This is a genomic window from Streptococcus oralis, assembly GCF_026782085.1.
GTDB lineage: Bacteria > Bacillota > Bacilli > Lactobacillales > Streptococcaceae > Streptococcus > Streptococcus oralis_DA.
This window is the reverse complement of record NZ_JAKUVW010000004.1, coordinates 1220513-1236526: the sequence shown is the minus strand read 5'-3', so window position 1 is coordinate 1236526 and position 16014 is coordinate 1220513. Positions and strand designations below refer to the sequence as shown.

11 protein-coding genes are annotated in these 16014 nt (G+C 44.3%); 10 read left to right on the top strand and 1 reads right to left on the bottom strand.

The window, feature by feature from the left end; all coding sequences use genetic code 11:
* Positions 1-13: 13 nt before the first annotated feature.
* From dltC to MK395_RS08075, 8 genes are all read left to right on the top strand, one after another.
* Positions 14-253 carry a D-alanine--poly(phosphoribitol) ligase subunit DltC gene (gene dltC, locus MK395_RS08110; protein WP_000351972.1) on the top strand — a complete coding sequence of 80 codons (240 nt, stop codon included), beginning with the start codon at positions 14-16 and terminating at the stop codon, positions 251-253.
* On the top strand, positions 246-1514 hold the full coding sequence (dltD, locus tag MK395_RS08105; protein WP_000919834.1) for a D-alanyl-lipoteichoic acid biosynthesis protein DltD: 1269 nt from the start codon (positions 246-248) through the stop codon (positions 1512-1514). The genes dltC and dltD overlap by 8 nt, the downstream gene beginning before the upstream one ends.
* 142 nt (positions 1515-1656) lie before the next feature.
* Positions 1657-3708 carry a cell surface ecto-5'-nucleotidase Nt5e gene (gene nt5e / locus MK395_RS08100; RefSeq protein ID WP_001042700.1) on the top strand — a complete coding sequence of 684 codons (2052 nt, stop codon included), beginning with the start codon at positions 1657-1659 and terminating at the stop codon, positions 3706-3708.
* A gap of 149 nt (positions 3709-3857) precedes the next feature.
* Positions 3858-4298 (top strand): zinc-dependent transcriptional regulator AdcR, encoded by a 441-nt coding sequence (gene adcR / locus MK395_RS08095; protein WP_001249328.1) that lies wholly within the window; start codon positions 3858-3860, stop codon positions 4296-4298.
* Positions 4298-5002: a metal ABC transporter ATP-binding protein gene (locus tag MK395_RS08090; protein ID WP_001269482.1), complete on the top strand. Its 705-nt coding sequence runs from the start codon at positions 4298-4300 to the stop codon at positions 5000-5002. The genes adcR and MK395_RS08090 overlap by 1 nt, the downstream gene beginning before the upstream one ends.
* Positions 4995-5801, top strand: a complete 807-nt coding sequence (locus tag MK395_RS08085) for a metal ABC transporter permease (protein WP_000950027.1) — start codon at positions 4995-4997, stop codon at positions 5799-5801. Before MK395_RS08090 ends, MK395_RS08085 begins: the two co-directional genes overlap by 8 nt.
* A 9-nt stretch (positions 5802-5810) precedes the next feature.
* On the top strand, positions 5811-7316 hold the full coding sequence (locus tag MK395_RS08080) for a zinc ABC transporter substrate-binding protein AdcA (protein ID WP_000736542.1): 1506 nt from the start codon (positions 5811-5813) through the stop codon (positions 7314-7316).
* A gap of 513 nt (positions 7317-7829) precedes the next feature.
* A complete protein-coding gene (locus MK395_RS08075; protein ID WP_025171523.1) occupies positions 7830-9509 on the top strand; it encodes an alpha-L-fucosidase in 1680 nt (559 codons plus the stop codon).
* 36 nt (positions 9510-9545) lie between these two features.
* On the opposite strand, the gene MK395_RS08070 is transcribed toward MK395_RS08075, so the two are convergent.
* A complete protein-coding gene (locus MK395_RS08070; protein ID WP_000803418.1) occupies positions 9546-11633 on the bottom strand; it encodes a GH92 family glycosyl hydrolase in 2088 nt (695 codons plus the stop codon).
* Positions 11634-11803: 170 nt separating this feature from the next.
* Between MK395_RS08070 and MK395_RS08065 the strand changes: the two genes are divergently transcribed.
* A complete protein-coding gene (locus tag MK395_RS08065) occupies positions 11804-13084 on the top strand; it encodes a glycoside hydrolase family 125 protein (protein ID WP_049550170.1) in 1281 nt (426 codons plus the stop codon).
* A 242-nt stretch (positions 13085-13326) separates the two neighbouring features.
* Positions 13327-15972 carry an alpha-mannosidase gene (locus tag MK395_RS08060; protein WP_268711639.1) on the top strand — a complete coding sequence of 882 codons (2646 nt, stop codon included), beginning with the start codon at positions 13327-13329 and terminating at the stop codon, positions 15970-15972.
* The last annotated feature ends 42 nt before the right edge of the window (positions 15973-16014 follow it).

Below are 16014 nucleotides of genomic sequence, written 5' to 3'. Positions count from 1 at the left end.
AAGGATATAAAAAATGGATATCAAATCAGAAGTTATTGAAATTATTGATGAGTTGTTTATGGAAGATGTTTCTGACATGATGGATGAAGATCTTTTTGATGCCGGTGTCTTGGATAGCATGGGAACGGTTGAATTGATTGTGGAGATTGAAAACCGTTTTGACATTCGTGTTCCAGTGACGGAGTTCGGTCGTGATGACTGGAATACGGCTAATAAAATCGTAGAAGGTATTACGGAGTTGAAGAATGCTTAAACGCTTGTGGCTGATCTTCGGGCCTATCTTCATTGCTGGATTTTTGGTTCTTCTACTCATCTTTTTTTATCCAGGTACAACAAGCCATAATCTGACGGAGGAGAAATACTCGGCGGCTTCTGTTAGTGCAGAGAGTTTTAAAGAGCGAAGCCAAAAAGTAAGGGCTCTTACGGATCCAAATATGCGTTTTATTCCTTTTCTAGGGTCCAGTGAATGGATTCGATTTGATAGTGTCCATCCAGCTGTTTTAGCAGAAAAATACCATCGTCCCTATCGTCCTTACTTTCTAGGTCAAGCAGGAGCAGCCTCTCTCAATCAATATTTTGGTCTACAGCAAATTTTGCCAGAAATAGAGAATAAGCAGGCTGTATTTGTGATTTCGCCTCAGTGGTTTACGGAGACAGATTATGAACCCGCAGCGTTTCAGAGATTTTTTAACAGTGACCAATTAACAGCTTTTTTGGGAAATCAATCTGGTGACATTGCTGCAAAGCATGCGGCTATTCGATTGTTAAAGCAGAATCCTAATGTTGCATTGAAAGGCATTGTTCAAAAACTGTCAAAGGGTGAAGAATTATCAGATGTTGATCAGGTTGCTATTGATATTTTTGCGCGATTCAACGAAAAACAATCCGCTCTCTTTGGACAATTCTCCATTCGAGGACAACTCAAGTACAAGGAACACGTGGAGAACTATTTAAAAGATCTTCCGGATCAATTTTCTTATGATGAGTTAGAAAAAATTGTTCGTAAGGACGCAGAAGCAAATACGACCAATAACGATATGGGGATGGAAAATCATTTCTATACGAGAGAGATTCAAAAGGATTTAAAAAAATGGGAAGGGTATCAAAAAAATTACAACTTCCTCAAGTCCTCTGAATACAATGATTTGCAGCTGGTCCTCAATCAATTTGCTAAGTCGAATGTCAATGTGCTCTTTGTCATTCAGCCGGTTAACAAGAAGTGGATGGAGTACACAGGGCTCAGCGAAGAGATGTATCAACATGCAGTGGAGAAAATTCGTTACCAATTAGAAAGTCAGGGTTTTACCAATATTGCTGATTTTTCAAAAAATGGAGGGGACCCTTATTTTGTTAAGGACACCATTCATCTAGGATGGTTAGGTTGGCTGGCTTTTGATAAGGTTGTCAATCCTTTCTTGACGGATCCGAAACCAGCTCCAGACTACAAGATGAATGACCGCTTCTTTAGCAAGGACTGGGCGACCTATGATGGGAACATCAAAGATTTCAAATAAAATGGTCTAAAGGTTTGGGATTTAAACCCAAGCTTTTTTGTTTAAATGGCGAATATTTAAGATGAAAATAGGTCAAAAGTTTCAAAATTTTTAGAAATAGCGTATAATATAAAAGAGAAAAAGAAAAGAAAGGGATTTTAAAATGAACAAACGTTCTTTGTTACCTGTCTTATCGACAGCCCTGTTAGCTCCAGCCTTCTTAGCTGGACAAGTCTATGCTGAAGAAGCAACAACTCCTGCAGAAAGTTCAGCTGTTGTAGCGACTCCAGCTACGTCGGCGACTCCAGCTCCTGTTGAGAGCCCTGCGGTACCGGAAACTTCGGCAACTTCAGAAGCGGTTGTACCTGCAGAAACTCCGTCAGCTCCTGCTGAATCTACCAAAAGCGAAGAAAAGGACACCGTTATCTTACACACCAATGATGTCCATGGTCGTATTGTAGAGGAAAAGGGAGTAATTGGAGATGCCAAGTTAGCGACTGTCATTGAACAGGAGCGTGCGAAGTCAAATCAAAATACTCTGGTAGTTGATGCGGGAGACGCTTTTCAAGGTTTACCGATTTCCAACTCTACTAAGGGTGAAGCGCGTGCTGAAATTCTTAATCAGATGCAGTATGATGCCATGGCAGTAGGAAACCATGAGTTTGACTTTGGTCTTGATGAAGTTAAAAAATACAAGGAAATCTTGAAATTCCCATTACTTAGCTCAAATACCTATGTCAATGGAGCTCGTCTTTTTGAAGCTTCTACAATCGTTGATAAAGATAAGACTGTGGAAGGTGATGAATTTGTTGTAATCGGCGTGACAACACCTGAAACAGCAACCAAAACTCACCCTAAAAATGTCAAAGGGGTAACTTTTACAGATCCAATCTCTGAAGTCAATAAGGTCATCGAAGAAGTTCAAGCCAAGGCTCGTGCAGAAGGTAAGGACTACAAACACTATGTTGTGCTCGCTCACTTGGGTGTAGATACCACAACCCCAGTCGAATGGCGTGGTTCAACTTTGGCAGAAGCCTTGTCTAAAAATCCTCGTTTGAAAGGGAAACGCGTAACAGTAATCGACGGTCACTCTCATACAGTAGAATCAACGACCTATGGAGACAATGTTACCTATAACCAAACAGGGAGTTACCTTCATAATGTAGGGAAAATCACCTACAAATCACGTCAGCTTTTGGGCAATCCAACTCAGATTCCGGCTGCTGATGCTAAAAAATTACCAGCCAATCCAACAGTTGAAAAACTAGTCAAAGACATTAAACAAAAATACGATGCTGAAAATGCTGTTGAAGTCGTTTCAAACAGCCCTGTAGAACTCAACGGAGATCGTGAAAATGTTCGGGTTCGTGAAACTAACCTCGGAAACGTCGTAGCGGACTCGCTCTATCAGTATGGTCAAACAGGATTTAGCCATCCGACAGACATCGCTGTGACAAATGGTGGTGGCTTGCGTGAAACCATTGCAAAAGGCAAACCAATTACTAAAGGAAATGTCATTGCCGTTCTTCCGTTTGGAAATACCATCTCACAAATCCAAGTGACTGGGCAACAAGTCTTGGATATGTTTGAAAAGTCACTCGGATCTATCTTGCAGGTCGATAAAGATGGCAAGAAGGTCTTGGATGAGAACGGCCAACCATTGTTAGAACCAAGTGGTGGTTTCTTGCAAGTTTCAGGTGTGAAGGTCTACTATGATACCAACCTACCATCAGGTAAACGTGTCTTGGCCATCCAGGTCAAAAACCGCACGACTGGTCGTTATGATCTTCTAGACCTTGCAAAAACTTACTATCTTGCAACCAATGATTTCCTAGCTGCAGGTGGTGATGGTTACACTATGTTAGGTGGTGCGCGAGAAGAAGGTCCTTCTATGGATGCAGCCTTTGAAGAGTATCTTAAAACCGCTGATTTGACCCAGTATGAAAAGATCAATCCGAACTCACGGACGATTTCTGTGGATTCTACAACTTTTAGTCTACCAGTAGAAACGCCTCAAACGAATGCGGCTGCTAACGATGCGACTACAAATGTACCACTTACTTATGAGGTGGCAGGTCAATTTAGCAAGAAGGCGGTTGTCTCAGAAAAAGCTCTCCCAAATACAGGAAGTGAACAATCCATCTTCTTGCTCTTGATGGGAATGGTAGCTGGTCTGGCAGGTATCTTATCGAGCCGAAAACCAAAGCAAAAATAGGTTAAATTTCATATCTAGAAGAGTCTAGGGAAACGTTTTTACGCCTTTTTCCCTTGACTCTTTTTTGGTTTATGATATAATTAACCAGTAAAGAATCGGTGGCTATCTATGTTTTTTTACGAAAAAGATAGCTAGGGAAGGAGTAACACATGAGACAGCTTGCGCAGGAAATCGATAACTTTTTAAACGAGGTGATCTTGAGATCTGAGAACCAGCATGAAATTCTAATCGGGCATTGCACGAGTGACGTTGCCTTGACCAATACTCAGGAACACATCCTCATGCTCTTGTCAGAAGAATCCCTAACCAACTCGGAGTTGGCCCGTCGCCTTAATGTCAGTCAGGCGGCAGTGACCAAGGCTATCAAATCTTTGGTCAAAGAGGGTATGTTAGAGACATCCAGAGATCCCAAAGATGCGCGTGTGATCTTTTATCAACTGACAGAGCTGGCTCGACCAGTGGCAGAGGAACACCACCATCATCATGAACACACGCTCTTAGCCTATGAACAAGTGGCAAGTCAGTTTACTCCAAATGAACAAGAAGTTATCCAGCGGTTTTTAACTGCTTTAGTAGGAGAAATCAAATAATGCGGTATATTACAGTAGAGGACTTGTCTTTCTATTATGATAAGGAACCTGTCCTCGAACATATCAACTACAGTGTTGATAGTGGGGAGTTTGTCACCCTGACTGGTGAAAATGGAGCTGCCAAGACGACGCTGATTAAGGCAAGTCTAGGCATCTTGCAACCAAGATTTGGTAAGGTAACCATCTCAAAGACAAACACTCATGGGAAAAAGCTTAGGATCGCTTATCTTCCCCAGCAGATTGCCAGTTTTAATGCTGGTTTTCCAAGTACGGTTTATGAATTTGTCAAGTCGGGTCGTTATCCGCGAAAGGGCTGGTTCCGTCGTTTGAATGCCCATGATGAGGAGCATATCAAGGCTAGTCTAGACTCGGTTGGTATGTGGGAACACCGTGACAAACGAATTGGGTCCCTCTCGGGAGGGCAAAAGCAACGAGCAGTGATTGCTCGGATGTTTGCTTCTGACCCAGATATCTTCGTCTTGGATGAGCCGACGACAGGGATGGATGCAGGAAGCAAAAATGAATTTTACGAACTCATGCACCATAGTGCTCATCATCATGGCAAGGCTGTTTTGATGATTACCCATGACCCTGAGGAAGTCAAGGACTATGCGGATCGCAATATCCATCTGGTTCGTAACCAAGATTCGCCATGGCGTTGTTTTAACGTTCACGAAAGCGACCAGGAGGTGGACCATGCTTAGTTTGTTATCTTATGACTTCATGCAGCGTGCCTTCTTGGCGGTCATTGCCATGAGTCTCTTTTCTCCAGTTCTTGGGACCTTCCTTATCTTACGTCGTCAGAGTCTCATGAGTGATACCCTCAGTCACGTTTCTCTGTCAGGGGTAGCCTTTGGTCTGGTTTTGGGAATTTCTCCAACTATTTCAACCATTGCTATTGTCTTGATCGCAGCGGTCTTTCTAGAGTATCTCCGGACAGTCTATAAGAACTTTATGGAAATCGGGACAGCCATCCTCATGTCAACAGGACTTGCAGTGTCTCTGATTGTCATGAGTAAGGGGAAAAGTTCGAGTTCCATGAGTTTGGACCAATATCTCTTTGGTTCGATTGTAACCATTAGCCAGGAGCAGGTGCTATTCCTCTTTGCCATTGCGGCGGTCGTTTTACTCTTGACTTTCTTATTCTTGCGACCAATGTATATCCTGACCTTTGATGAGGACACGGCTTTTGTAGATGGCTTGCCAGTTCGTACCATGTCTATCCTCTTTAACATGGTGACAGGGGTGGCCATTGCCCTTATGATTCCAGCTGCAGGAGCCCTTTTGGTGTCGACCATTATGGTCTTGCCGGCTAGCATTGCCCTTCGTCTGGGGAAAAACTTTAAATCCGTTATGTTACTAGCCAGCGCTATTGGCTTTTTGGGAATGGTGGCAGGTCTCTATATTTCCTACTATGCAGAAACCCCTGCCAGTGCTAGTATCACCATTATCTTTGTAGCTGTCTTTTTGTTAGTCAGTCTACTGAAACGTTTTATCAAATAGGAGAATGAAATGAAAAAACTGAGCTTACTACTAGCTAGTCTATGTGCCCTGTTTTTAGTGGCTTGTTCCAATCAAAAACAGGCAGATGGGAAGCTAAATATCGTGACAACCTTTTACCCTGTCTACGAATTTACCAAACAAGTCGCAGGAGATACTGCTAATGTAGAACTCCTCATCGGTGCTGGTACAGAACCCCATGAGTATGAACCGTCTGCCAAGGCAGTTGCCAAAATCCAAGATGCAGATACCTTTGTCTATGAAAATGAAAACATGGAAACTTGGGTTCCAAAATTGCTAGAATCCTTGGATAAGAAAAAGGTGAAAACTATCAAGGCGACAGGTGATATGCTGCTCCTACCAGGAGGTGAGGAAGAAGAGGAAGGGCATGATCATGGCGGCGAGGGTCACCATCACGACTACGATCCTCATGTTTGGCTTTCACCAGCACGCGCCATCAAACTGGTAGAGCATATCCGTGACAGCTTGTCAGCAGATTATCCTGATAAAAAAGAGACTTTTGAAAAGAACGCTGCTGCCTATATCGAAAAATTGCAAGTCTTGGACAAGGCCTACACAGATGGCTTGTCTCAAGCTAAACAAAAGAGCTTTGTGACCCAGCACGCTGCCTTTAACTACCTTGCCTTGGACTATGGTCTCAAGCAAGTATCCATCTCAGGTCTATCACCAGATGCAGAGCCATCAGCAGCACGTTTGGCAGAATTAACAGAGTATATTAAGAAAAACAAGATTTCTTATATCTACTTTGAAGAAAATGCCTCACAAGCCCTCGCCAATACACTTTCAAAAGAAACAGGTGTCAAACTAGACGTGCTCAATCCGCTAGAAAGTCTAACAGAAGAAGCAACCAAGGATGGTGAGGACTATATCTCTGTGATGGAGAAAAACCTCAAGGCTTTGAAACAAACAACGGACCAAGAAGGACCAGAAATCGAGCCAGAGAAGGAAGAAAACACTAAGACAGTTCACAACGGTTACTTTGAGGATGCAGATGTCAAAGATCGTACCTTGAGTGACTATGTTGGCAACTGGCAGTCAGTTTATCCTTTCCTTGAAGATGGGACCTTTGATCAAGTCTTTGACTACAAGGCTAAGTTGACTGGTAAGATGACCAAGGATGAGTACAAGGCTTACTATAGAAAAGGCTATCAGACAGATGTGACTAAGATCAACATCACGGACAACACTATGGAATTTGTTCAAGGTGGCCAAAGCAAGAAATTCACCTACAAGTATGTCGGCAAGAAAATCTTGACATATAAGAAAGGCAACCGTGGTGTGCGCTTCCTCTTTGAAGCGACAGATGCGGACGCTGGACAATTCAAGTATGTTCAGTTTAGTGACCACAATATCGCCCCAGTTAAGGCAGGACATTTCCATATCTTCTTTGGAGGTACTAGCCAAGAAGCCCTCTTTGAAGAGATGGATAACTGGCCAACCTACTACCCAGATAACCTATCTGGCCAAGAAATCGCTCAAGAAATGTTGGCGCATTGATGCAAGAGAGAATCCCGCAAATCTGCGGGATTTTTTGCTAGAAACGATTAGGTTGTTAGGTATTATAGTACCACAGTTGTGCTGTTCACAATGTGATAAGGCAGTCATTTTCTACTGGCTGCTTCTCACTAGCTGGCGAATGCAAAAGCTACGATTGTACAAATTATAGAATCTTTTCAGGGGATTTAGGAAGGGATCTTAGTCATATTGACGTTGCTATCGCTTTTTGTTATAGTCAAAGAGAGAGCGGTCTGGAACACTAGTTTATTCACAGTCTGTGGATAAGTCTTGGAGGAAATGACATACAACTCAGGGTGTTGAAGTATCCTGAAAATAGTTCCGTATATTAGTGACTTTCTAGAAAGCTAGTAGAAACCCTAGTACAGAACTATTTGACAAAGGTATGTTTAAGGTGACAGGTGAGCTAGAGACTGAAAAAACTAGTTTTTAGGAATGTTTTCTTATCCACAAGTTGTGGATAACTTTGTGAACAAGAGAAAGAGATACGAGATGATGACGAACATAAAACCACATGGACCATTACCAAGCCAGGCCCAGCTGGATTATTTAGAGGATGAACTAGCTGCCTTTATCCATTTTGGTCCCAATACCTTTTATGACCAAGAATGGGGAAGTGGGCAAGAGGATCCCAAGCGTTTTAACCCGACCAAGTTGGATGCGCGTGAATGGATTCGAGTGCTCAAAGAAACGGGTTTTAAAAAGCTGATTTTGGTGGTCAAGCACCACGATGGTTTTGTGCTCTATCCGTCAGCCCATACAGATTATTCGGTCAAGGCTAGCCCTTGGAGGAAAGGAGCGGGGGACTTGCTCCTTGAAGTTTCCCAGGCTGCAACTGAGTTTGACATGGATATGGGAGTGTATTTGTCTCCTTGGGATGCTCACAGTCCCCTCTATCACGTGGACCGAGAAGCGGATTACAATGCCTACTATCTGGCTCAATTGAAGGAAATCTTGTCAAATCCTGCTTATGGCAATGCTGGGAAGTTCACTGAGGTGTGGATGGATGGTGCTCGAGGCGAAGGGGCCCAGAAGGTCAACTATGAGTTTGAGACTTGGTTTGAAACCATTCGTGACTTGCAAGGCGATTGTTTGATTTTCTCAACTGAAGGGACCAGTATCCGCTGGATTGGAAATGAACGAGGCTATGCAGGGGATCCCTTGTGGCAAAAGGTCAAACCAGACCAGTTAGGAACAGAGGCGGAATTAGATTATCTACAGCACGGAGACCCCTTTGGGACGCTATTTTCAATCGGTGAGGCAGATGTTTCTCTTCGGCCGGGCTGGTTTTACCATGAGGATCAGGACCCCAAGTCTCTCGAGGAATTGGTCGAAATCTACTTTCACTCGGTGGGTCGGGGTACACCTCTCTTACTCAATATTCCGCCAAACCAAGATGGACTCTTTGACGAAAAGGATATCCGGCGACTGTATGAATTTGCTGCCTACCGTGACACACTCTATAGGGAAGATTTAGCTCTGGGAGCCAAGGTATCTGGACTTGCTCTATCACCAGACTTTGCCTGTCATCATCTGACAGATGGACTGGAAACTAGTTCATGGGCAAGTGATTCAGAGTTGCCAATCCAATTAGAGCTCGATTTAGGATCACCTAAAACATTTGATGTGATTGAGTTAAGAGAAGATTTGAAGTTGGGGCAACGCATCGCTGCTTTTCATGTTCAGGTAGAGTTGGATGGTGTCTGGCAGGAGTTTGGGTCTGGTTATACTGTTGGCTACAAACGTCTCTTACGAGGATCAGTCGTTGAGGCGCAGAAGATACGCGTGACCATTACAGAGGCACAGGCTTTGCCTTTGTTGACCAAGATTTCACTCTATAAAACACCTAGCTTGTCAAAAAAAGAAGCTGTTCAGCAACTAGAGTTTTCAGAAAAAAGTCTAGTTGTGATTAAGGGAGAAAATGTCCACTTTACAGTTAAGCGAAGAGAATCTAGCAGTCCTTTAGAAGCTAAGATTTCGATTCAACCAGGGACGGGTGTGCATGGTGTCGCTTATCGGGACGAGATTCAAGTCCTTACGTTTCAAGCTGGTGAGACTGAAAGAAGGCTAACGCTACCAACCTTGTATTTTGCAAGAGATAAAAGCTTAGATTTTTATCTGAATTTGACAGTAGATGGTCAGCTGGTTGACCAGCTTCAGGTCCAAGTTTCATAAAAGAAGAACCTTTGCGCGATGCAAAGGTTCTTTTGGTTATGAGTGATTTGGTAGCCAGCTGAGGGTGAAGGTCAGTTGCTCAGCTTTCAAGAGGTCTTGGTGTTGAATGCCAGATACTATGGTCTTGTCCAATCGACATTCTTTGACAAAGTTGAAGTGGCTGTGGTTTTGCTCGGCATGGATATCCAGCCATTTATTTTCCTTAGCTAGGTGGATACGGAGGTGGTCAAAGAGAGGAATTCCGAGATCGTAACTTGGTTTGCCTGGACAGGTCGGGTAGAATCCAAGAGCTGACCAGATATACCAAGCAGAGAGACTGCCATTGTCCTCATCGCCAGGATAGGCTTGCCAGCTGGGGTGAAAGGCTTTTTGACGCAAGGTCTTGATGAGAAGGGCAGTGTAGTCTGGATAGTTGCTGTAGCGAAAGAGATATGGAATGTGGAAGCTAGGCTGGTTAGAGATGGCGACTTGTCCAAAGGGAGCTGTTGCCATCTCGCTCATTTCATGAATCTCGTAACCATAGCCAGTCGTTTCAAAGAGAGGAGCATCCTGACAGGCTTTCAAAAGGTAGTGGCTAAAGGTTTCTTTTCCACCCATCAGTTGGATTAAGCCAGGGATGTCGTGTAGAACGCCCAAAGTCGCTTGAATGGCAGAACATTCGGCGTAGTCTCGTCCCCAACTGTAAGGAGAGAAGTCAGGTCGGAAGTTGCCTTGACTGTCTCGCGCACGCATATAGCCTGTCTCAGAGTCAAAGAGATGACGGAAATTCTGCGATGCGACCTTATAAGTCTCAGCGATGTCATTCTGACCAAGCTTTTGGGCGCAGCTAGCGATACAAAAATCGCTATAGGCATAGTCTAGGGTGTGACTGACGCTTTCGTGATTGTCTGAGGATAGATAGCCCAGTTCTTGGTATTGGGCCAAACCGTGGCGACCGTTGATGCCAAGAGGATCAGACTCGGTGGCTGTCTCCAGCATGGCTTGGAGGAATTCTTCTTCCAAGTCGGGGGTTATGTCCTTGCAGGCGCTATCTGCGATAATGCCGTCTAAAAGAGTGCCAGGCATCATGCCACGCTCATCTGGAGCCAGCCATTTTGGCAGGAAACCAGTATCGCGGTAGCTATTGAGGAAACCTTCTAGAAAGCGGTGATAGTGTTCCGGTATGATAAGGGCAAAGAGGGGGAAGGTGGTGCGGAAGGTATCCCAGAAACCATTGTTGCTAAAGAGGACACCGGGCTTGACAGTACCAGTAGACAAATCCATGTGGATGGCCTGCCCTGACTCGTTCACCTCATAAAATGTCTGTGGGAAAAGGAAGAGTCTGTAGAGGCAGTGATCAAAAAAGGTTCGGTCGGCTTCCCCTGTCTCCACGATATCAAAACGGTGGAGGAGATTTTCCCAGTCTGCTTGGGCATTTGCTTTACAGCTATCAAAGTCCTTTTGAGGTAGATTAAGCAGCGCTTGAGAAGGCGATATGAAAGAAGTTGCTAGTTGAATCTCGGCTTGACTGCTTGCTAAGTCAATTCGCCAGTCTCCCTCTTCTTGTGTGATAGCAAGAATATCCGTATTCATTTGTAAAGCAGTAAACAGTATCAGCGGATTTTTGTTGGTCTCTGTTTTTCCCTCTTGACGCAGGGCTAGAGTCCGCTTATCTATTTGTTCTCCTGTCAGTTCATCTGCTGCGTGAAGATAGAGGGAGAGGGCTTTGCCTTGCTTTTGCTCCAAACGAATAGAAGCGCCATAGCAAGTCGGTGTAAGCTGGGTTTCAATCTGATAGCGCAGGGAGAAAATCTTCAGATAATGAGGTTGGAAAGAGGCCTTATCCCTATCATAGGAGGATTGACGGTGAAAGAGGCTGTTTCCACCCAGATGGCCTGTGACAGGTGTCAGAAGGAGCCAAGAGTAGTCGCCAATCCAAGGACTGGGCTGGTGGGTTAATCTAATCCCCTGAAAAATAGGTAGATGCGGATCGAAAAGCCAAGCTTCCTCCTGATCACTGGTCTGGGGCACAAAATAATTCATCCCGAAAGGGACGCCTGTGTAGGGCAGGGTATTTCCTCGAGAAAAGGCATGCTTGCTAGCAGTCCCAAAGCGGGTATCGATGGTTTCAAGTAGTGGTTTCATAGTCTTTCCTTTAGCTGTTTTTCTACATTATATCAGAAAAATGAGACCTTTAGATATGGGGTTCGAAAGTAAGCAATTTTGTAGAAAAATGACTATCATTTGTGTATGTATTTTCTGTCTCAAAAACTATATACTGAACATGAAACTTGTTTGAAAGAGGAAACTGCACGATGACTTATTCGAAAGAAATTGTTAGAGAATGGCTGGATGAAGTAGCAGAGCGGGCTAAGGACCATCCGGAGTGGGTGGATGTCTTTGAGCGTTGCTATACAGACACCTTGGACAATACGGTCGAGATCCTAGAAGATGGCTCAACCTTTGTATTGACTGGGGATATTCCTGCCATGTGGCTTCGGGATTCGACAGCCCAACTCAGACCCTACCTTCATGTGGCTAAAAGAGATCCTCTCTTGCGCCAGACCATTTCAGGTTTGGTCAAGCGTCAGATGACCTTGGTGCTCAAGGATCCGTATGCCAATTCCTTCAATATTGAGGAGAACTGGAAGGGCCACCACGAGACTGACCACACGGACCTTAATGGTTGGATCTGGGAACGCAAGTACGAGGTGGACTCGCTTTGCTATCCTTTGCAACTGGCTTATCTACTTTGGAAAGAGACTGGTGAGACCAGTCAGTTTGATGAGACTTTTGTCGCAGCAACCAAGGAAATTCTCCATCTTTGGACAGTGGAACAAGACCACAACAATTCACCTTATCGTTTTGTCCGTGATACAGACCGCAAGGAAGACACCTTGGTAAATGATGGATTTGGACCTGACTTTGCAGTGACAGGTATGACCTGGTCAGCTTTTCGTCCGAGTGATGACTGCTGTCAGTATAGCTATTTGATTCCGTCCAATATGTTTGCCGTAGTTGTCTTGGGGTATGTGCAAGAAATCTTTGCAGAACTGGATCTAGCTGATAGCCAAAACATCGTGGCAGACGCTAAACGCCTGCAAGCTGAAATCCAAGAAGGAATCGAAAACTACGCTTACACCACTAACAGCAAGGGTGAAAAGATTTACGCCTTTGAAGTGGATGGTTTAGGGAATGCTAGCATCATGGATGACCCAAACGTACCAAGTTTGTTGGCTGCGCCTTATCTGGGCTACTGCGACATTGACGATGAGGTTTACCAAGCAACTCGTCGGACCATTCTGAGCCCTGAAAATCCATACTTCTACCAAGGAGAATACGCTAGCGGTCTCGGAAGTTCTCATACCTTCTATCGCTATATCTGGCCAATCGCCCTTTCTATCCAAGGTTTGACAACAAGAGATAAGGCGGAGAAGAAATTCTTGCTCGATCAGCTGGTTGCCTGCGATGGTGGCACAGGTGTTATGCACGAAAGCTTCCACGTGGATGACCCAACGCTCTACTCTCGTGAATGGTTCTCTTGGGCCAACATGATGTTCTGTGAATTAGTCTTGGATTACCTGGATATTCGCTAATGCTCTTCGAAAATCTCTTCAAACCACGTCAGCTTCGCCTTGCCGTAGGTATGGTTACTGACTTCATCAGTTCTATCCACAACCTCAAAGCAGTGCTTTGAGCAGACTGCGGCTAGCTTCTTAGTTTGCTCTTTGATTTTTATTGAGTATAAGGAGCTCGCTTTAGTTTCACCGATTCGTGTCAGAATCACACCTTTACATTTAAAACGTTAAAATTTAAATTTAGAATGAGGTTTTACTTCATGGAAAATGTTGTTGTACATATTATCTCACATAGTCACTGGGACCGTGAGTGGTACTTACCTTTTGAAAGCCACCGTATGCAGTTGGTGGAATTATTTGATAATCTTTTTGACCTTTTTGAAAATGACCCTGAGTTCAAGAGTTTCCACTTGGATGGCCAAACCATTGTCCTTGATGACTATTTGGAAATTCGCCCTGAAAATCGCGACAAGGTCCAACGTTACATTGACGAAGGCAAACTCAAAATTGGTCCCTTTTACATCTTGCAGGATGATTACTTGATTTCAAGTGAAGCCAACGTCCGCAATACCTTGATTGGTCAAGCAGAATGTGCAAAATGGGGCAAATCCACTCAGATTGGTTACTTCCCAGATACCTTTGGAAATATGGGACAAGCTCCTCAAATCCTTCAGAAATCAGGCATTCACGTGGCAGCTTTTGGGCGTGGTGTGAAGCCGATTGGATTTGACAACCAAGTCCTCGAAGATGAGCAGTTTACTTCCCAATTTTCAGAAATGTACTGGCAGGGTGCAGACGGAAGTCGTGTCCTCGGTATCCTCTTTGCCAACTGGTACAGTAATGGAAATGAAATTCCAGTTGATAAGGATGAAGCCCTGACCTTCTGGAAACAAAAATTGTCAGACGTGCGTGACTATGCTTCGACCAACCAATGGTTGATGATGAACGGCTGTGACCACCAGCCTGTACAGCGCAATCTGAGCGAAGCCATTCGTGTGGCCAATGAACTCTTCCCAGATGTGACTTTTGTGCATAGTTCCTTTGATGACTATGTTCATGCAGTAGAAAGTGCTCTACCTGAGCAACTATCTACCGTTACGGGTGAGTTGACCAGTCAAGAAACAGATGGTTGGTACACACTTGCCAATACTTCTTCATCACGCATTTACCTCAAACAAGCCTTCCAAGAAAATAGCAACTTGCTAGAACAAGTGGTGGAGCCATTGACCGTCATCACTGGTGGTCACAACCATAAGGACCAGTTGACCTATGCTTGGAAAGTCCTTCTACAAAATGCGCCACATGACAGTATCTGTGGCTGTAGTGTGGACGAGGTTCACCGTGAGATGGAAACACGTTTTGCCAAGGTCAACCAAGTTGGAAACTTCGTTAAGACCAATCTTCTCAACGAGTGGAAGGGCAAAATCGCAACCCACGAAGCCCAAAGCGACCATCTCTTTACGGTCATCAACACAGGCTTGCATGACAAGGTTGATACTGTCAGCACAGTGATTGATGTGGCGACTTGTGATTTCAAGGAATTGCACCCAACAGAAGGCTATAAGAAGATGGCAGCCTTGACCTTGCCAAGCTACCGTGTCGAAGACTTAGAAGGGCATGCTGTAGAAGCGAAAATCGAAGATCTGGGAGCTAATTTTGAGTATGATTTGCCAAAAGACAAGTTCCGTCAGGCTCGTATCGCTCGACAAGTGCGCGTGACAGTGCCTGTTCATCTGGCACCACTTTCTTGGACAACCTTCCAATTGCTTGAAGGACAACAAGAACACCGTGACGGTATTTACCAAAACGGAGTGATTGATACGCCATTTGTAACGGTCAGTGTGGATGATACTATCACAGTCTACGACAAGACAACTCATGAAGCTTATGAAGATGTTATTCGCTTTGAAGACCGTGGTGACATTGGAAATGAGTACATCTACTTCCAACCAAAAGGAACAGAGCCTATCTACGCAGAACTCAAAGGCTATGAGGTCTTGGAAAATACAGCACGTTTTGCCAAGATTTTGCTCAAGCATGAATTGACAATTCCAGTAAGTGCAGACGAAAAACTGGATGCGGAACAAAGAGGCATCATCGAGTTTATGACGCGTGAAGCTGGGCGCTCAGAAGAATTGACAAGCGTTCTTCTTGAAACAGAGATGACCGTCTTTGTTGACAATCCACAAATTCGTTTCAAGACTCGCTTTACTAACACAGCCAAGGACCACCGTATCCGTCTCTTGGTCAAGACTCATAACACACGTCCAAGCAATGATTCGGAAAGCATCTATGAGGTGGTGACACGACCAAATAAACCAGCTGCTTCTTGGGAAAATCCTGAAAATCCTCAACACCAACAAGCCTTTGTCAGTCTGTATGATGATGAAAAAGGGGTGACAGTGGCTAATAAAGGATTGCACGAGTATGAAATCCTTGGAGACGACACCATTGCAGTGACCATTTTGCGTGCATCAGGTGAGTTAGGTGACTGGGGTTACTTCCCAACACCAGAAGCTCAGTGCTTGCGTGAGTTTGAAGTTGAGTTTACACTTGAATGCCACCAAGCAGGGGAACGTTTCTCAGCTTTCCGTCGTGCCAAAGCCTTCCAAACACCATTCACTAGTCTTCAGGTTGCTAAACAAGAAGGAAGTGTTGCTGCGACTGGTAGCCTCTTGAGTCATGCGGCACTCAGCTTGCCACAAGTCTGCCCGACAGCCTTTAAGGTAGCTGAAAATGAAGAAGGATATGTACTTCGTTACTACAATATGAGCCAAGAAAATGTGCGCATATCTGAACACCAACAAACCATTTTGGACTTGCTTGAACGACCATATCCCGTTCATTCAGGACTATTAGCGCCACAAGAGATTCGCACAGAATTGATCAAAAAAGAAGACATTTAACAGTTTTAAAGTGTTTGATAACTAATAATAAGAGATAGAAAG